Source organism: Aquimarina algiphila, from assembly GCF_007489275.1.
Classification (GTDB): Bacteria; Bacteroidota; Bacteroidia; order Flavobacteriales; family Flavobacteriaceae; genus Aquimarina; species Aquimarina algiphila.
This window is the reverse complement of sequence record NZ_VLNR01000097.1, coordinates 1-18,506: the sequence shown is the minus strand read 5'-3', so window position 1 is coordinate 18,506 and position 18,506 is coordinate 1. Positions and strand designations below refer to the sequence as shown.

General features: G+C 31.5%; 16 protein-coding genes and 1 pseudogene. 15 read left to right on the top strand and 2 right to left on the bottom strand.

All coding sequences use genetic code 11. The features are described from left to right. From FOF46_RS32810 to FOF46_RS28345, 15 genes and pseudogenes are all read left to right on the top strand, one after another. Positions 1-113: pseudogene (locus FOF46_RS32810) on the top strand (IS982 family transposase); the annotation flags it as partial. A gap of 36 nt (positions 114-149) precedes the next feature. Next, positions 150-1,538, top strand: coding sequence for a tetratricopeptide repeat protein (locus tag FOF46_RS28400; protein WP_143918843.1), 1,389 nt, complete (start codon positions 150-152; stop codon positions 1,536-1,538). An 18-nt stretch (positions 1,539-1,556) separates the two neighbouring features. Further along, a complete protein-coding gene (locus tag FOF46_RS28395; protein ID WP_143918842.1) occupies positions 1,557-4,235 on the top strand; it encodes an HNH endonuclease in 2,679 nt (892 codons plus the stop codon). Positions 4,236-4,315: 80 nt separating this feature from the next. Then, positions 4,316-4,726, top strand: coding sequence for a hypothetical protein (locus FOF46_RS28390; RefSeq protein ID WP_143918841.1), 411 nt, complete (start codon positions 4,316-4,318; stop codon positions 4,724-4,726). A 27-nt stretch (positions 4,727-4,753) separates the two neighbouring features. Next, positions 4,754-4,888 carry a hypothetical protein gene (locus FOF46_RS33015; RefSeq protein ID WP_262713273.1) on the top strand — a complete coding sequence of 45 codons (135 nt, stop codon included), beginning with the start codon at positions 4,754-4,756 and terminating at the stop codon, positions 4,886-4,888. Positions 4,889-5,114: 226 nt separating this feature from the next. Next, complete coding sequence (locus FOF46_RS28385; RefSeq protein WP_143918840.1) at positions 5,115-5,786, top strand: imm11 family protein; 672 nt, start codon at positions 5,115-5,117, stop codon at positions 5,784-5,786. Between the two features lie 90 nt (positions 5,787-5,876). Continuing rightward, entirely contained in the window at positions 5,877-6,284 is a 408-nt protein-coding gene (locus FOF46_RS28380) for a hypothetical protein (RefSeq protein WP_143918839.1), read from the top strand. Continuing rightward, positions 6,284-7,051 (top strand): hypothetical protein, encoded by a 768-nt coding sequence (locus tag FOF46_RS28375; RefSeq protein ID WP_143918838.1) that lies wholly within the window; start codon positions 6,284-6,286, stop codon positions 7,049-7,051. The genes FOF46_RS28380 and FOF46_RS28375 overlap by 1 nt, the downstream gene beginning before the upstream one ends. Positions 7,052-7,441: 390 nt before the next feature. After that, positions 7,442-7,573 carry a hypothetical protein gene (locus tag FOF46_RS33010; RefSeq protein ID WP_262713272.1) on the top strand — a complete coding sequence of 44 codons (132 nt, stop codon included), beginning with the start codon at positions 7,442-7,444 and terminating at the stop codon, positions 7,571-7,573. 355 nt (positions 7,574-7,928) lie between these two features. Beyond that, positions 7,929-8,447: an RNA polymerase sigma factor gene (locus tag FOF46_RS28370; RefSeq protein ID WP_143918837.1), complete on the top strand. Its 519-nt coding sequence runs from the start codon at positions 7,929-7,931 to the stop codon at positions 8,445-8,447. A 71-nt stretch (positions 8,448-8,518) separates the two neighbouring features. Continuing rightward, positions 8,519-9,475, top strand: a complete 957-nt coding sequence (locus FOF46_RS28365) for a FecR family protein (RefSeq protein WP_143918836.1) — start codon at positions 8,519-8,521, stop codon at positions 9,473-9,475. Between the two features lie 86 nt (positions 9,476-9,561). Continuing rightward, on the top strand, positions 9,562-12,255 hold the full coding sequence (locus tag FOF46_RS28360) for a TonB-dependent receptor (RefSeq protein WP_143918835.1): 2,694 nt from the start codon (positions 9,562-9,564) through the stop codon (positions 12,253-12,255). 4 nt (positions 12,256-12,259) lie between these two features. After that, positions 12,260-13,063 carry a DUF4249 family protein gene (locus tag FOF46_RS28355; RefSeq protein ID WP_143918834.1) on the top strand — a complete coding sequence of 268 codons (804 nt, stop codon included), beginning with the start codon at positions 12,260-12,262 and terminating at the stop codon, positions 13,061-13,063. Positions 13,064-13,249: 186 nt separating this feature from the next. Next, positions 13,250-14,107, top strand: a complete 858-nt coding sequence (locus tag FOF46_RS28350; RefSeq protein WP_143918833.1) for a hypothetical protein — start codon at positions 13,250-13,252, stop codon at positions 14,105-14,107. A gap of 960 nt (positions 14,108-15,067) precedes the next feature. Continuing rightward, complete coding sequence (locus FOF46_RS28345) at positions 15,068-16,678, top strand: isocitrate lyase (protein ID WP_143918832.1); 1,611 nt, start codon at positions 15,068-15,070, stop codon at positions 16,676-16,678. Positions 16,679-16,895: 217 nt separating this feature from the next. On the opposite strand, the gene FOF46_RS28340 is transcribed toward FOF46_RS28345, so the two are convergent. After that, positions 16,896-17,963, bottom strand: a complete 1,068-nt coding sequence (locus tag FOF46_RS28340) for an alkene reductase (RefSeq protein WP_143918831.1) — start codon at positions 17,961-17,963, stop codon at positions 16,896-16,898. 72 nt (positions 17,964-18,035) lie between these two features. Then, the gene (locus FOF46_RS28335; protein ID WP_143918830.1) at positions 18,036-18,260 is read right to left on the bottom strand and encodes a tautomerase family protein; all 225 of its coding nucleotides are present in this window, start codon (positions 18,258-18,260) and stop codon (positions 18,036-18,038) included. Between the last annotated feature and the right edge of the window lie 246 nt (positions 18,261-18,506).

Below are 18,506 nucleotides of genomic sequence, written 5' to 3'. Positions count from 1 at the left end.
AGGGATTTAAAAATAGAATCTTATCAAAGATCACAGCAATGACCATTATTCAATATATCAATAGGTTTGAATTCAACAGAAATATAAACAACCTAAAAATTAATATTAACTAAATGCACAACGGGTAATAACTAATTAAATTATTACAAATGAACAAATCACTTGTATGGGGCTTACTATGCCTTATTTTAACACTCTCGCAAACATCTTTTGCGCAAGATTGTGCGGAACGAGTTGCTGTCGCTAAAGACTATTTGGAAATTGCAGAATCTTTAAGCCCAGAATTTAGAGAAAAACTACGGCAAAGTATTCTACCTTGTGTAAACAACGGAACGCCAAACGCTATTTATTTGGCGGCAGTTTATTCTTTGTTAACAAACCCTACAGAGGATCAAAAAACAGTTTCATTTAAAATCATTAAACAATACGCAGAAAATGGAAATGTCTCTGCATATAAACGACTTGCTGTTTTATACAAAAAAGGCATTGGAACAGACGTAAACTTAGATGAATCTCAAAAATGGTTTGAACTATCGAGTAATGAAGGGGATTCTTTCGCTAAATATGCTTTAGGGTATTTCCAAATGAAAGGTATTGCGGGAGAACAACAAGATTATCAGGCAGCTCGAAATAGCTTTCAATCCTCTACATATCCTATGGCAAATCATTGGTCTGCTGTAATGGACTATTTTGGTTATGGTACAACAGCTAATCCTACTAAAGCTTTAAGTATTTTAGACGCCAATGATATTAAAAACAGTGAAATATTAGCTGCTTTTTTACGAGCAGAGCAAGGTGCTCCAGAACCAACCATTTCACCCCAAGAATTAAATCTTATAAACTCTTTTGATGATGTTATCGAAACCATAACATTTGATGATATCAATAAGAGATTTGAAGCTAAAATTGTAGAATTTGATTGGGAAAAAGAAAAGGTTAAACGCGTAGAAAATGTTAAATTTAGTTTTAATGCTTCTGGTAGTGGCTTAGCTTATGATATAGAAATAGCTGGAACAGTACTGCAAGGTAACGCAACTTATGGAGCGGAAAACATTATGACTTTGGAGGGAGTTACATTTCCCATTAAAAGACTTTATAAAGACTCAGATAAAGATAAAGTTACCTATACCGTTAAAGATATTAAATTTGATTTAATACCTATTGGAGATATTACATATGTAGTTGGAAAAATCAATGCAGATATTATAGATTTCAAAGAATCTTCGCCTCCTTTATATGTAATTTTAAAACCTGTCCCAGAGCCAGAACCAGAACCAACGGTAGCAGAGATTAAAAGTATTTCTCCAAATCCTACCTCAAGTAGTTTTACGGTACATTATTTTAAACCAGAACAAGCTAACTCTTATTTGATTTTAAGACAAAATGGTCCTGAGTTGGCAAGAACTCCAACAAACACAAAAAAAGGGAATTTTCAGGTTACATTCGATGAGTTACTATTTTATCCTTCAGGAATATACTATGTACAATTATTTGTAAATGGCGTTGGAGTAGATTCTAAACAAGTTGTAAAACAATAATCAACCTAAAAATTAAACATGAAATCTATATATAAAATATTGATTCTAGGTATGGTATGCCTATTATCCACAAAGACTTTTGCTCAATTTCAAGCCACACCAGACCCAGATAAACCAGTAGAAGGAAAATCTGGTTCAATAGCATCCTGTATCTGTGCTGAAGGTTTCCCAGAAGAGTATGAACGTTTTAGACAGCTTTTACTTCGACAAGAGGCAGCAGAGAGACAACAATGGTTAGCCGAAAGACAAGTGGCTCAAAAAGCTGAAATAGAAAGACGGTTAAGCAAGAATTACCCCAATTTTAGAGCAGCGCAAGCAGATTTTTTAAAAGAAAAGATTTATAAAGATCCATCAAATCAAATTGTACAGCAATTAATTTCTGACTATGAGAAAACATCTTCTACAGATAAAAATATTGTTACTCAAAGGAGAATTTCATCAAATGCGGTAAGTCACAGACGTAATGTATCTGACTTTTCAGCTAGGACGATTTATGGCGATTTAAAAATAGACGGTGATCTTATAAAAGATTACAGTGGTGCTGATGTTATTTTTAAAGTAAATCAAATCGCTAGTGAGCTTAATAACGTACATAAACCGAAGGCAAATGCATCTTCTAAAATAAAAAACGGGCTACCTAAGGTACTTGATAGAGAATTATTAATTGATAGACTCGTTCATTTATCACTTGCTAGATATGATTCTTATAGTGTAGAAGATAAGGTAAAAGTTATGACTAAGTACCTTATACAGGGTGAGTTTTTTAGTGTTGATAATTATGCACTACTGGAAGCCGCACCTCCTTATATGTTTAATGTAAACGATCCCCAATATAACGGAAGACAAATAGCGATTAATTTTGCTAATGATATAGGGACACCAGATGCAATACCAGACCCAAGCGAAACAGGACTAGAAGCAGTAAAGCTTCATGCTATTATTTCTATTAGTGGTGATGCTTTTAATTATGCTTATTCAAGACCACCACTAAGAGATGAATTAGGGAAATTTATGGGGAGCCAATTCTACTCTGATGCATCTATTGCCAACTTACGAAGAGTAGTGAACCCTTTTGTACAAGGGCAAAATTTTAATGGATTATCACAAGATTTAGTTTCTTCTAATACGCCACCTACATTTCAGTCTGAGTCAAACAAAGAATTAGCACTAAGTTGGAAATCAGATAACCCTGCCACAGCATTAACTAACAGAGGTCTTGGTAATGTTATGCATCATTTATATAACAGTGTGCCAAGACAATTCAATCTGGAAGGAAATACTATTAGACAAGCTTTTAATTTTAATGGTCTTAATGTGCCAAATAATGGGCTCTATAGTGATGAGAATTTAGGACGTATTTTTGATTTTGGCATAACACCCTATGGGGGTAAGCCCGGACCGGGATTTTATTATAATTATGAAATTATTTTTAAACCCTCTATTGGAGCTATTCTATGGCAACAAGGGATTACTATTCAAAACATGTTTACTAACCCGCTTCATATGCAAGCAGCTATTAATTATGCGAATGGCGTTGGAGGTTTTGATTTAGAGTTTGAAAAAACATTAGAACAGTTAAGCCAAATGCTAGACCTAAATATCTCAGAGGTAAACTCTTTAAGGCAAGATAAGCCTGATACTTATATCATATTTGACCATTTGCGAGATAATGTTTTTTCTGAACAGGCTCTTTTTGAATCTAGATTATATGTGTTTAATGGGCACAGCGTTACTCCTTGGAGTCCATCAATAGGAACGATAGAAGGAAATTCTGATTTTAGCTATAATGCTTTGCGAATTCACACTTATAAAGATGGCCAACAGGTAACAGAATTTAGATTAGATAATGGTGATTTTCTAGCTAGAGGTGATTATGCAAATTGCCCTTATTGTTCTGAGTCTTACCAAAGAACAATGTATTTAGTAAATGGAGGTGTTGAATGGTTTGATGTTATTGTTCCTAGAGCATATTCTACCACCGAGAACCCTTTTGATTTTGTTATTAATAAATTTTGGGACGGAGCTAAATTAACAGGTAGGTATGTAATTCCAGTAGAAGATGCATTAATACTGATCGATGGTAAAAATTTTGATGGAGAAATTGAGAATCAATACTTAGCAGGAGGCATGATTGTTGTTGGTTTTATTCCTGGTGGGAAATTACTCAAACCTATCGGAAAAGCCGTTAGTGGTTTTGGCCTTAAATTAATTGCTAAATCAGGAGATGATTTTTTAGCATTAGGAATAAAAGAGGGAGGAGAAGCTTTTCAAATATTAAAAAATGCTCGTAAATTAAAAGGTGTTGTTAAAGGTAAAGGAGTAAAAATAAATGGAAAATGGCTAAAAGGAACACATGGAAATGCTGGTTTTTTTCCTGAAGCCATTGCCAAGAAAATGAAAGGAAAGACCTTTAATAATTTTGATGAATTTAGAGAGGCTTTCTGGAAAAATGTATCTGATGATCCTAGACTAGCGGATCAATTTTCGGACAGCAATAAAGCTTTAATGAAAAAAGGTAAAGCCCCTAAAGTAAGTAATACTCAGAATTTAGGCGGTCAAAACACTTATCAATTACATCATAAAAAACCAATTAATCAAGGAGGAGGAGTATATGATATGGATAACTTATTTATTGTCACACCTAGGTATCATAAAGAAATATTACTCCCTGCTTATCATTTAGGTTACGGGTTTTAAAATTTAAAAAAAAGAGTTTCTTTATTATAAAAATAAAGAAACTCTTATAATTGCATAACAACAGTTAAATTTTAAATAAAATGAGCAATAAAAACAAGGCAATAGAGCAAGTAATTTTAAATTTTGAGGCAAAAAAAACTTCTTCGGATCAAGCAATTAATGCAATATTTCAGATTACGAAAAACAAGACAACTGCGTATGACTTAGAAAATTATTGGAGATCATTCAGTTTAGAAGAATTTGTAAAATTATTAGCAACTGAAGCTATTTTAGATTGGGAAGAAATTAATGATGATAGAGCCATTCTTTTAATAACTGAAATTTTAGAAAATATTGGAGACGATTCAATATTAGAAAAAAACACTACTGCTCTAGAAAAGAAATATTCTAAACCAAAAGGAACCGTAACAGATTGGATTTTTCAAGACGACATAAACAATCCAAAAGAATTATTACAATTACTAAAAAAAGACAACACTATTTTACTTTAACAACAAACTTAAAGTAAATCAATGATTATGAAAACAAGTAAAGAAATTCTAGACCAATTTGGAGAGATATTGATATCAAATGTTTTTGATCAAAATCTTAAAATGATGAATAATGATATTCAAACATTTGCTAATAAAGAAGGGTATAAAAATTTATTATGAAGATGAAAACCCACAGGTTAATCTAAATAAAATAAGTGAGATGCTAAAATCAGAGCCTATTATAGAAAATGGATAGATTTCTTGATTTAGCAAGGAAATTAGTAAATGAAACTATCCACAAACAGAATTTCGAGGAATTTACATCCCGGGAGAAGAAGGGTGGTTTATATGATAAATTTAAAGTAAACCAATAATTCTAAAGACCAGTATCAAAAGGTTCATCTAAATGAAGTATTATTTAATAGGTAGAAGTGATGATTTAAAAACAATAGGGCATGATCCTCAAACCACATTAAAAAAAGGATACAACCCTAGAATAAATGGTTTATACCAAGTAAAACATTATGAGTTCCCTAATTTTTTACCAGAATTAAAATTAGAGTTACATAAGGATGCTATCCCGACAGATTACCTATACTCTATGGTTGGTTTTGGAATGATGACAGTAAGTGAAAAAATGAAAGAAGTTTTACAGAATCATCTATTACCAAAGCATCACTTCTATCCTATTGAAGTGTTTCATAAAAAGAAAACGTTAAAATATTTTTGGCTACATTTTATTGTAGATGATTTTTGGAGTTTACTAGATAAAGAAAAATCATTTGGAGAGATTAAAGAAATGACAGACCCGGTAACTTGGGCGGTAAAAAGAAAAGTTTCTATAGAATCTAAAGAACAAATTAGAAAAATACAGTTTCCAGAAGAATATGTGAAAAATGAAATATTGACCATAGGTCAGATAACGATGAAGGAAGAGTTTCCTAAATATGACTTGTACCAAATAGGATGTATAAACCACACCTCTATAATTAGTGAAAAATTAAAAAATGCGTTATTAGAAAAAGGCTTAACAGGCTTTAGTTTACAACCTGCAAATAAATTTAAAATAAACCAATAGTAATTCAAAAATGAAAAATTACAAATTTCGAGAAATTTACATCCCGAGAGAGGGTGATTTATATGACAAATTTAAAGTAAACCAATAACTATGAATGAAAACTATACATTTGAGCAAAAGCTTACGATAGCAAAAGGACGTAAAGGTACAATTGCTGTGGGTACATGTATGATCTTATTTTCAATTTTTACCAATATTTATCTTTTGTTTTACGCTATTGAACTTAATGCATATCTAATTTTTAAACACGCTTTTCGAGTTTTAGCAACAATAGGTATTTTGACAGCGCTTTATCAGGGGAAGGAATGGGCAAAATATTTATTACTATTAATTGTCTCTCTTGCTTTTATATATGCTTGCGTTTTAATGTTTAGAGATACGAATATAGTTTTTAAAATATTGATGAGTCCAGCAATATTTATTTACGGAATAGCTATTTATTTTTTTAGTTTCTCACCAAACTTTAAAGCTTTTTTTAAAGATCAAAACAAAAAATAATGAAAAAAAAACTCTTATTACTCATTTTGTCTATTTCAGCTATTGGTTGTGGTCAAAAGATACCGAAAACAGGCACACTTAGTTTTAATAAAACCATTAAAATAATAGATCAAAAAGCAGTAGATGCTACTGTAAAAACTGCTTCAAAAAAATTTATTAATAATGCTAAGAAAATAACAGAGGAACGAATAAAACAAAACGGAGGAGAACGAATGATCGGAGAGAGTTCTTTTTCCGAAGCAATGGCGAGAGGCGCATTTAACGATAATTTTAATCCTAATTATCTTAAAGATAGTTTTTGGTTAAATAAATGGGAGTTTAAAGACTCTATTATTACGTATACCTTAACTGTAAACAAGAAATACCCCCCTATTTATTACGCTAAAATTGATAGAAAAAAAAATACTATAACTAAAAACATTTCTTTAAAAACTAACAGACCAGAAACGGAACCAAGAAATTATAATTATATTCCCGAAAAGAATTATAAGGTAGTCGAACATCGAGACGACACTAAAATTATTAAAGGATATGATTGTTTTAAGGTTGTTGTGGAAACCGTCGAAAGGAGTGAGAATACACCTGATGCGTTTATGAACTTCACTTTCACGATGTATGTAACCGAAGAAATAAAATGTATGTACCATCCTGCAACTAAATTTAAAAGGGTACTTGATAAATACTATCCTTTAGAAATTACAGAAACAAATGATGCCGTGAAAGGATATGAAAAAATGTACACAGTTACAGAAATAGATTTGAAATAATAAAATATATTAAATCTTATCCTTAAAAATTTGTATTTTGATAAAGTTAAAAGTAAAACCACAGCGTATGTTGTGGTTTTAATGTATACAATTTTCTCTCAATTAATTTTCCTTTGCTTAATCCCAGACTGTCAATTTATAAATCATCAAACGCCATTATATAAATAAATAATTTTTCTATTATTATGCAAGTGAAAATATTGTCTTGATATAGATAATTAAGTATTTAAAAAGAAGAAAGTATATTATATAGACATTCAAAAAGTACTCTTTTTGTCTTGAATAAGACTAAAAAGATGTTGCCCAGACAATATTTTCAACACATTTAATAACAGCGTACAAGCCTTATATATTCGTATTAAGAAAACGAATAAAAGGGAGCTCTTATTAATGAAAGAATCAAATAACAATAACGAATTAAGAGTACTAACCATTGAAGAATTAAGAGGATTTGATGGGCTTAGTGATTTGTCTGATAAACAAGCAAAAGAAATGATTGACCAGCTCATCAACAGTAGCTAGAGCAAAGTATTGCACATCGATAAAACAATAAATATTAATTATACATATCGCTCCCTACAGTATTTTAAACACAAAAAAAAATAGAGCTAGTCTTAATAAGACTCTTTTTATTATTTTTCCTTCTTAGTCGCATAAACATGTTGACCTGACAAGTAAACTACCTAAACTCATCAAACCATCTCAAGAATAATTCTGATAGTCTTATTTATTTTTAAAACCTTAACCCAGGTATTGGATACGATTGATATATTCAATTAAAAATTAAAAAAAAATGTGATGAGGAAGTAAAATGTAACAGAAATGAATTTTGAACGTTTTTTATATAATTTAGCAATACTAACCTTTACTAAATTATTTGAATAAAAAAATCAAATCGAATTCTATCAAAGAGGCCAAATTTTCTAATTTGTTTGACAGACACTATAACAAATTGTACAATTATGCTTTTAAAGTTTTAAAAGAAACTGACCTTTCTGAAGAGTTGGTTCAAGAGACCTTTATCAAGCTATGGGAAAATTTTGAGCATATCAAGGAGTCCGAACGTTCTATTGAATCATTTTTAATCACAACCCTCAAAAATAAAATTATAGATGATTATAGAAAAAAACAGACCAGGGAAAAACATACTAATTTATATGCTCTTAACACCAGTATAGAAACCCATATTGATAAACAATGGGAATTAGTACAGCGTATTGAAGATATTTATACCACCCTTGAGCAAAAGACAACAGATATTTTCAAACTATCAAGAGATAAAGGTTTGACTTACAAAGAAATTTCTAAACAAAAAGGCATTTCTATAAAAACCGTAGAACTTCATATTTCAAAGGCTTTAACAACATTTAAGAACGGCTTAAAGGATTACTTTTAAGAAAAAAACGGGTTTTTAATAGGGAGACCCTGCTTGGCAAACGTCTTATAAGTAGTAAACACCTTTTTGGTATGGAGCATTTTAAAATTACAGAAATCGAACTTTGGGAATATATCTCAAAAAAGGCTGATGATATAACGATTCAAAAAGTAGAAAAATGGATGGATTCTACAGATTTTGATGAAGATTTATTTATCAAAATAACTACCATTCATAATCATACTTCTGAACAAAGTCCTTCTATCGAACAAGCTAAAAAACGTTTTTTTAATACTGTCAAACCAAAAAAATTGATTTGGAAAGACATGCTAAAATATGCGGCCATACTGATTGTAGTAATTTCTGGAACATATCTATACAATACTTTATTATCAAATAACAATCAAATAGTCGTACAAACAACTTTTGGTAAACAAAAGAGCATAGAACTATCAGATGGCTCCAAAGTTTGGTTGAATGCATCAAGTAGCTTATCCTATGATGCAGAAACTCCAAGAACTTTACACCTGGAAGGAGAAGCATTTTTTGAAGTTGCAAAAGATACATTACACCCCTTTACAGTTACCACACCAGATCACATTACAGTAAAAGCTTTAGGTACCAGTTTTAATGTTAAATCGTACATGGATAGTCCTATTACAGAAACAAAATTACTTACAGGTAAAGTAGAGGTTACTTCTGATATACAGTTTGAAAAAAGTGTTATAATGATTCCGGATGAAAAAGTAATCTTTTACAAGAACACCAAAAAAGTAATAAAGTCTAAAATGGATCTTAATGAATCTAAAATTGCCTGGAAAGAAGGAAAAATACAATTCGAAAACAAAACCTTTAGAGCAATAGCCATTGACCTAAAAGCTCAATTTGGCAAACAAATCCACTTTAAAAATGAAGACATTGCAAATTCTAAATTTACAGGTTCTTTTGATAATACAACTCCTATAGATGAGATTTTTGAAACCCTTAAAATCTCAAAAGATTTTACATATAAACTAAATACAAAAACTAATGAGTGGATAATCCAATAAAAAAGTGGGAAAACTGCCATTTCCCCACTATAAATGCTAAAAAATTCTAATCGCGAAATCAGTAAAAATTAACAATATTCAAATTTATGAAAATAAACCTTTTTGAGGTCATCCCATGGCCAAAAAATAGTTATGGAAAAACCATTTTCTTAATGAAATTATCCTTCTTTCTTTATCTTGTTTTTTGTTTTCAACTCTTAGCATTCAATGGGTTTTCTCAAAACAATGTCACACTAGAGGAAGAAAATAGTTCATTAAAATCAATTATACATAAAATTGAAGAACAAACATCTTACAATTTTATTCTAAATAACGATATAATCGATGTTGATCAAAATTTTAGTATTAACGTTATAGAAAAGGATGTAACAGAAACAGTTGCCTTACTTTTTAAGAATTCTACAATTTCTTATAAAATCAAAAAAAATCATATTATTCTTTCCAGAATCAAAAAGAAAAATGGTGATTTTACCATTTCTGGAGTTATTACAGACGCAAGTTCAGGCGAAACACTTATAGGTACCAGTATTATTGTCAAAAATAGTAACAAAGGGGTATTTACTAATGAATATGGTTTTTATTCTATAACATTACCAAAAGGAGATTATCTTTTTGAAATTTCACACTTGGGATATACAACCAAAGAAGTTGCAATACAATTGCAACATAATATGAACATAAAGATAGAACTTCAACCCTCTTCAAACGAGCTAGATGAAATCATTATATTATCAAATCAGAACAATAAAAGTCAGGTAGCATCAATTCTTGGAGGGACTTCTAATTTAACAACATCAGAAATAAAAAAATCACCAGCACTTTTGGGAGAACCAGATATTACCAGAACGGTATTAGCGCAACCAGGGATTAGTAGCGTTGGCGAAGGAACCAGCGGTTTTAATGTAAGAGGTGGGAATGTTGATCAAAATTTAATTCTACTCGACGAAGCTCCTTTATACAATACCTCTCATTTATTTGGATTGTTTTCTATTTTTAATGCAGATGCTATAAAAGTTATACAATTATATAAAGGAGAAATCCCAGCACGTTTTGGAGGTAGAGCATCATCAGTACTAGAGGTTCGACAAAAAAACGGAGACTCAAAAAGAATAAAAGGAGAAGGTGGGTTAGGGTTATTGTTTTCTAAATTTACTATAGAAGGCCCTATTAAAAAAGATAAGGTAAGTTTTTTAGCCTCTGGTAGACGATCTTATTTTGATGTATTTTTTCCTTTTTTTAAAGGAAACGAAGCTGTTGATAAATTCCATTTTTATGATTTGAATACAAAACTTACCTGGAACATCAATAAAAACAATACATTGTATGCCTCAGGTTTTTTTGCTGCTGATATTATAAAATTTAATCAAGAAGAAGAAGATGGTGAAGGGGGATTTGATTCTGACTTAGACCTTGGATGGACAAATACTACTGCTACCTTACGATGGAACCATATCTTTTCTAATAAATTATTTGCAAATATTACAGGTATTTATAGTAAATATGATTATTCATTTGGAACCAGACAGGATCTTGGAGAAGAAGACATAGAAGACACCTTTAATAGGTCTATCAAAAATTGGATTTTTAAGCCTGATTTCACTTATTATTCAAATCCTGTTACAAAAATGAGATTTGGTCTTTCTGGTAATTTATATCAATTTATTCCAAAACAAAAAATACCAGAAGGCAATGTTCTTCTTGACAAAGAAAAAGCAGTACAACTAGCAGCGTATTATAGTATTGAAAAGCAATGGAATAAATTATCACTGCACACAGGTTTACGGTATTCCTGGTTTGCAAATTTTGGTGCAGAGAGTATAGCGATCTATAAGCCTGATTTACCTCAAACGCCAAGTACAATTATAGGCTTTAGAGAGGTTAAAAATAACGAAATATCTAAAAGTTACTTTGGACTAGAACCACGCCTGGCCTTAAAATATGATTTTAATGATCGAAAAGCTTTTAAAATAGGATACGATAGAATGTTTCAATACATCCATTTAATTTCTGCTCAAACTATAGTTTTGCCTAACGATATATGGAAACCATCTGGAGAGTACATTTCTCCCTTAGAAGTGAATCAGTTTTCGGCCGGATATGCATATGATAGCAAGGATCAAAACTATAATTTTTCAATAGAAGGGTATTACAAAACATTTGACAATATAGTAGAGTATAAAAATGGAGCTAGGTCAGGAGTGGTTGACAACTTAGAAACCGAGTTAGTTCCCGCCAAAGGTTTTTCTTATGGATTAGAGTTAGCAGTCCATAAAAATAAAGGGAGACTAACTGGAAATGCAAATTATACCTATGCCGTATCTAAACGGAAAACAAAAAGTAATTTCTCTTCAGAACAGATTAATAACAACGCATATTTTCCTTCAAATTTTGACAGACCTCATATATTGAATATTACAGCAAATTATAAATTATCTAAAAAGTGGGAAATGGGAGCTTTTTTCACCTATCAAACAGGAAGACCCACTACTCTTCCCAATGGTAGACTAAGCATAAACGGAGATTCATTTCTTACATTTTCTGATAGAAATGCCTTTAGAGTTCCAGACACCCATAGAGCCGATATTTCGTTTACCTATACACCCACAGGTAATCCTAAAACCAATTGGAAAGGTAGTTGGAGTTTTGGGTTATATAATGTGTATGGTCGCAAAAACGTTTTTTCCGTTAATTCTACTTTGGACGATAACAAATTAGAAACTGGACAAATCTCTTTGATTCCAGCCCCAATACCCTTCATATCTTATAATTTTAAATTTTAGAATCATGAAAAAACTACCTATACATATAATATTTGTTTTCTTATGTATTGCAACAAGTTGTGTTGATGACATCGCTCCAGATTTTGAATTTAAAGAGCAAGTTTTTGTTTCTGGATTGCTTACCAATGAAGAAGGTTTTGTGTCAGTTCAAATTCAAAAAACAGTAGCGGTAACCGATACCACCTTTGGTGCTATAAACGATGCACAAGTATCCTTATTTACAAGAGATGCATCCAATACAGTCTCGTTGGTTTCGGATTCGTTTACAGTAAATAATGGTGAATATAGAACATCAGCAATAATTACTCCCATAATTGGAAATACTTATTGGATCGAAGTCATGCTACCTGATGAAACTGTACTCATATCAGAAGAAGAAATTTTAAAATCACCCATACCCATTATAGATATGGTAAAAAACGGAAACACGGTTCGGGTAACTTTTACAAGCCCAATCGATGAACAAAATTTCTACTTAATTCGCTCAGAGGCACTTAAAAATGGTGAGTTAATTTCTGATGAATCAGGTGTATTTGATGATAGAGCTATAAATGAAGAATTAGAAAAAAATCTTGACATTAGTTATAATATAAGTAATGGTGATGCATTAAGGATCAGTATCAACAATATTAACTTTAACACGTTTCAGTTTTATCGCAATGTACTTGGAAACCCAGATGATCTGGAGCTATCATCTTTATTCCTGCCTATTAACATTGTCGGTAATATTACCAATACTACAAATTCCGAATTAACATTTGGTAATTTTGGTATAGCAGGATTTAGTACCATGACTATTAATTTCTAAGCGAACACTTTTTATAAATACACTTTTTTCAAAACTAGTTGAGGTAATAAATTACCCCCGGCAGTCTTATCCTTCTATTTTAAAAAAACAACACCTTTTAACAATGTAATTCACTTATTAAAAAGAGGTTACCCTAAACAAGGTACCCTATCAAATAATTATAAACAACATAAAAATTAAAGTATTATGAAACATTTTAGCAAGTACACAACAACAATTATTTTATCATTACTTTTTATAAGCTGCAGCTCTGATGATGCCAATCAAACTATTGGAATATCTAAGGAAATTAAAGATTTAATTTATTTCAAAGGAGATGAAGATGCATCTACAGTTATAGTAAATGCCCAAAGTGGACCAGACACAAAACTCAGCACAGGTGAAGTTGACGAAATTTTTCAAACTTTTGATACTACCGACCTTTTAGTGGTAAATGTACACCAAGCACAAACATTAAATCCTAGTCTATTTGAAGTAAATGATATAACATTTGATCGAGCTATTGATTTAAATACAGAAAGTGTAGAAATGATTTACAAGGTGGTTAAATATTTTAAAGATCAAGGAAGAACTGTTTATGTTTTAGGAATTTCGTTTGGTGCATTTATAGCACAAGATCTTATCGCAAAAAAAGGAGCAGATGCAGCAGATCAGTATCTCATTATAGTAGGTAGATTGGATATGAATGCTATTATGTGGCAAGCATTTTCTGAAGGAAAGCCCGGGTATTTTGAAAACGGGATTACTCCTATAATTGACCAAGAAGTTGGTGCAGATTTAATTGATAGAAATTTGGATCGACTAGCCGCTGGATTGTCAATGAATAGATATACAGAACTTCTTAATACGTTTGAAGACTTATCCAACATCACCTACATTTATGGAGAAATTGACGAAGCGGTTGGTAGACTTACGGATTTAGAAATTGAATTTTTGCAGTCAAAAAAAGTTAACCTAATCACTAGCAGTGGAAATCACGATGACACTATTAATGATTTTGTTGTACAAGGTTTTAATGAGGCATTTGGAATACAATTACAATAATTAATCATACCATAGGTACAGTTGACAAGAAGTTACTAATAATTTCACAGGCTATTTTTCATGATTAAAATGCTGTAAAAATACTTTTCTGGTATTTTTAATAAAACCGATGTTCTTCTAAAAACAAAAATATTCACAAACAAAAATGACCATCTCAAAATGAGATGGTTATTTTTTTTTAGTATTTCTAATAAAACCAACAAGATTATACTCTTTTGTAACAAAACTAAAACAGAAATTTTATAACATTCTAAACTATAAAATCTCTACAATGAAAGCCAAATTCTTATCAAACTTAATAACAAGATATAGTTATAAAACACATCCGAAGTACAGAAAAGCAGAATAATTTTATCAATTTTTAGAATATTATATCCTTTTTCAATCTTATTAAAGTTGAATCACAACAAACCAAAAAACTAAGATTACTTCAATTGCAATAACTTCTCAAAAAATAAACAAACCATTGATTATCAATAAAAGAACAAAACATCAAGATTGATTTCCAACAATTTTTAGCTAGAGAAAATAACTTTTGCGAACATAAAATATTTCAACTTTTTTACACATTTAGCGAACGTTCGCTTTTTTTATCAAAAACTTTTTTATAATATTGTCCTGTAATTAATTATGAAAAACAATAAATCATTTGTCCAAACTATATACAGCTTTCATAAAAAGGTGATCTAGAAGTATTGAAAAAATGAGGTTATGATTTTCTTAATCGCATTGCAAAAAAAAGAACCCCACAAATGCTGTTTCGTAGATATTGATCGGGATTCAAATTATTAATAAAATGGTAAAAATCTAAAGGATGAAATCTCAAGCAAAAACTAAAACATTGGTTACAAATTGGGCTATTAATAATACGATTGACTACAATAGTTATGATTACAATGCTCAAAAAAACAATAGTTAAAACAAAAACATTAACCTAAAATAAAAATTAAAAACAAGATTATGACTACTTATAATTCGACTCTTGATATCGTACGTAAACTAAAGGCAAAACATGGAAATACCTGGGCAACCATAAATCCTGAAAACGCGGCGCGTATTGCTGTACAAAATAGATTTAAAACAGGATTAGATATTGCCAAATACACGGCTTCTATCATGCGCAAAGACATGGAAGCTTATGATGCTAATAGTGTAAATTACACACAATCCTTAGGTTGCTGGCATGGTTTTGTTGCCCAACAAAAAATGATTGCGGTAAAAAAGCATAAAGGCACTACAGATAAAACATACCTATATCTTTCTGGTTGGATGGTAGCAGCATTACGTTCAGAATTAGGGCCTTTACCAGATCAATCCATGCACGAAAAAACCTCAGTTCCTAAATTAATCGAAGAGATATACACCTTCTTACGTCAAGCTGATGCTGTAGAATTAAATGATCTTTTTCGTCGTCTGGATGCAGGAGAAGATGTTCAAGCCGAGATCGATAATTTTGAGACCCATGTTGTACCTATCATTGCCGATATTGATGCTGGTTTTGGTAACGAAGAAGCAACGTATCTTTTAGCCAAAAAAATGATTGAAGCGGGTGCTTGTGCACTTCAGATCGAAAACCAAGTGTCTGATGCTAAGCAATGCGGTCACCAAGATGGTAAAGTAACAGTACCACATGAAGATTTTATAGCTAAACTAAATGCCCTGCGGTATGCGTTCTTAGAATTGGGTGTAGAAGAAGGTGTAATTGTTGCCCGAACAGATTCTGAAGGTGCCGGTTTAACACAAAAACTACCCGTATCTATGGAGGATGGAGACTTGGCATCACAGTACATGGATTTTGTTGAAGCAGAGGAAGTTCTTATAGATGAGGTTAATGAAAATGATGTCTTATTCAAACGTGATGGTAAATTGGTTCGTCCGGTACGCATGCCAAACGGTTTGTATAAATTTAAAGAAGGTTCTAATATCGATCGTGTTGTATTGGATTGTGTTACAAGTCTAGAGAATGGTGCAGATTTATTATGGATTGAGACTCCGACGCCAAATGTTAAGCAAATTGCGCATATGGTAAACCGAGTTAAAGAAAAGGTGCCAAATGCCAAATTAGTATACAACAATTCTCCATCTTTTAATTGGACGATCAACTTCCGTCAGCAGGCATTTGATCTTATGGTAGAATTAGGAGAAGATACATCTGATTATAACCGTTCTGAGTTAATGGATGCTAAATATGATGGTACTGAATTATCAAACCGAGCAGATGAAATGATTCGATTATTTCAAGCAGAAGCATCTCGTGATGCTGGTGTATTTCATCATCTCATTACACTACCAACATATCATACGACTGCGTTACATATGAACGATCTTGTGGAAGGTTATTTTGGAGACGAGGGAATGTTGGCTTATGTAGACTCTGTTCAACGTCAAGAAATACGAAAAGGTGTATCTTGTGTAAAACACCAACGTATGGCAGGTTCTGACTTGGGAGATGATCATAAAACATTTTTTGCTGGAGAAAAAGCGTTAAAAGCTGGCGGAGAGAAAAATACCAGTAATCAATTTGAAATTAAAACAAATATCAAAGAGCCAGAACTGGCTTTAGATAAGTAAAATTCATATTGAAGTTGTTTAGAAAGGTGACCTACAATAAGGTCACCTTTTTTGTAGCTTTAAAAAATAAAAGAAGCTGTTGAATTACTTTAGTAGAAGTGAAGTTCTATAGTGTTAGCTTGATCATGAACAAATTAAAACATTGAATCTACGTCTAATATTGAAAACGAAAGAGTAGTTTAATTACGGCTACTCTTTTGTTGATGAAAAATTGTAATTAATAATCTGTATAACCTACTTCGCCAGGTGTATAGAAAGTATCAGGATTAGGATCTATAAGCTTTTGATTATTTTTTAGCTTCTCAACCAGATTTGGATTTGAAATAAATGGCCTTCCTATATATACTAAATCGTATCCTTCATTAAGTAGTTTCTCAGATTTAGATATGCTATCTACATCTCCTCCTACAATTATATTTCCTTCAAAAACAGTCTTTATCGTTCGTTTTATATTTGTAGTAAAATCAGGAGCATTCATAGCAACTCTTTGATCAACGATATGAATATAAGCTATACCTAATTTACCAAGCTCCTCTGCCATATATGTATAGATATCTACCAGATCATCATAATCTCCTTTCATATCATTAAAAACACCATAAGGAGAAACACGAACTCCAACTTTATTACTTCCTATAACATCTGCTACGCGTATTGCAAGTTCCAGTACAAAACGGGCTCTATTTTTATAATCTCCGCCGTATTCGTCTGTTCTAACGTTAGTTTTCGGATTAATGAATTGTTCTAATAAATATCCATTTGCTGCATGAAGCTCGACTCCATCAACACCTGCATCAACCAATTGCTTTGCAGCGTTCACATAATCGTCCTGAACTTTTTTGATATCTGCAATAGTCATTTCTTGTGGTGTATCATGTGGCTGAAACCCTTTACTGTCTGTATATATTTCTCCTTCTAGCGTTATCGAAGATGGAGCAAGTACTCGTGAACCTTCTGGTAAATTTAACAGCGATGTTACCCGACCAGTATGCATTAGTTGTACAAAAATATTTCCTCCATTTTCATGAACCCCTTCTGCAACATTTCTCCATCCTTCAATCTGCACTTTAGAATATGCACCTGGTGTTCTGGCATATCCAAGACCATTGGGTGAGGGTGAAGTACCTTCTGAAATGATTAATCCAGCGGTAGCTCTTTGTGCGTAGTATTTACGCATTAATTCATTTGGAACATTATTAATAGCTCGATTTCTTGTTAAAGGAGCCATAACAATTCTATTATTTAATTGTATATCTCCTAACTTAAATTTTTCAAACGTTTTCATATTTTTTATTTTTTTTATATCATCGTCTTTAGACTACTTCATGAATATAGGCGTATCAACTATTATCTTTCGTTAAGCAGAAACAAGGTTTTCGACTATTTCAGAGGTAACCACATTACCTCCAATACTCCAATTAATTGGATCTTGTTCATCTATGATTACTGTAACAAACTTGGCAAAATCTTCATTGCCTCTTCCTTCTGTTTTGATCATCAATTCTGTTATCCCTTGATGGATTTCTTTTTTAATTTCTTCTGTAAGCATTCCTTTTGGCGTACTAATTTTTACTGTTGGCATTTTTTTTACGTTATTAAAGGTTTATAATTTATTTACATTTTTTTATGAGGAGTGATATAGGATTGTTTAAATAGAAAATATCCTTCTCTAATCTCACATTTTACTTTTATCCTCAGAATTGGAAATTCTTGCCAAACTGACCCACCTATTCCTATTATATTGACCCAGTAAATCCTATTTAAACTGACCCACCTATTCTTGTTTAAATTGACCCACCCCCAAAAGTGTGTGTATTAAATAACTTGT

Excerpts from the sequence above, each read along its gene's own strand:
- FOF46_RS28365 (WP_143918836.1), top strand. The coding sequence starts at position 8,519 with ATGGAGCATTTTAAAATTACAGAAATCGAACTTTGGGAATATATCTCA.
- FOF46_RS28350 (WP_143918833.1), top strand. The coding sequence starts at position 13,250 with ATGAAACATTTTAGCAAGTACACAACAACAATTATTTTATCATTACTT.
- FOF46_RS28375 (WP_143918838.1), top strand. The coding sequence starts at position 6,284 with ATGAAAAAAAAACTCTTATTACTCATTTTGTCTATTTCAGCTATTGGT.
- FOF46_RS28390 (WP_143918841.1), top strand. The coding sequence starts at position 4,316 with ATGAGCAATAAAAACAAGGCAATAGAGCAAGTAATTTTAAATTTTGAG.
- FOF46_RS33010 (WP_262713272.1), top strand. The coding sequence starts at position 7,442 with ATGAAAGAATCAAATAACAATAACGAATTAAGAGTACTAACCATTGAA.
- FOF46_RS28380 (WP_143918839.1), top strand. The coding sequence starts at position 5,877 with ATGAATGAAAACTATACATTTGAGCAAAAGCTTACGATAGCAAAAGGA.
- FOF46_RS28360 (WP_143918835.1), top strand. The coding sequence starts at position 9,562 with ATGAAAATAAACCTTTTTGAGGTCATCCCATGGCCAAAAAATAGTTAT.
- FOF46_RS28345 (WP_143918832.1), top strand. The coding sequence starts at position 15,068 with ATGACTACTTATAATTCGACTCTTGATATCGTACGTAAACTAAAGGCA.
- FOF46_RS28340 (WP_143918831.1), bottom strand. The coding sequence starts at position 17,963 with ATGAAAACGTTTGAAAAATTTAAGTTAGGAGATATACAATTAAATAAT.
- FOF46_RS28355 (WP_143918834.1), top strand. The coding sequence starts at position 12,260 with ATGAAAAAACTACCTATACATATAATATTTGTTTTCTTATGTATTGCA.
- FOF46_RS33015 (WP_262713273.1), top strand. The coding sequence starts at position 4,754 with ATGAAAACAAGTAAAGAAATTCTAGACCAATTTGGAGAGATATTGATA.
- FOF46_RS28335 (WP_143918830.1), bottom strand. The coding sequence starts at position 18,260 with ATGCCAACAGTAAAAATTAGTACGCCAAAAGGAATGCTTACAGAAGAA.
- FOF46_RS28395 (WP_143918842.1), top strand. The coding sequence starts at position 1,557 with ATGAAATCTATATATAAAATATTGATTCTAGGTATGGTATGCCTATTA.
- FOF46_RS28400 (WP_143918843.1), top strand. The coding sequence starts at position 150 with ATGAACAAATCACTTGTATGGGGCTTACTATGCCTTATTTTAACACTC.
- FOF46_RS28385 (WP_143918840.1), top strand. The coding sequence starts at position 5,115 with ATGAAGTATTATTTAATAGGTAGAAGTGATGATTTAAAAACAATAGGG.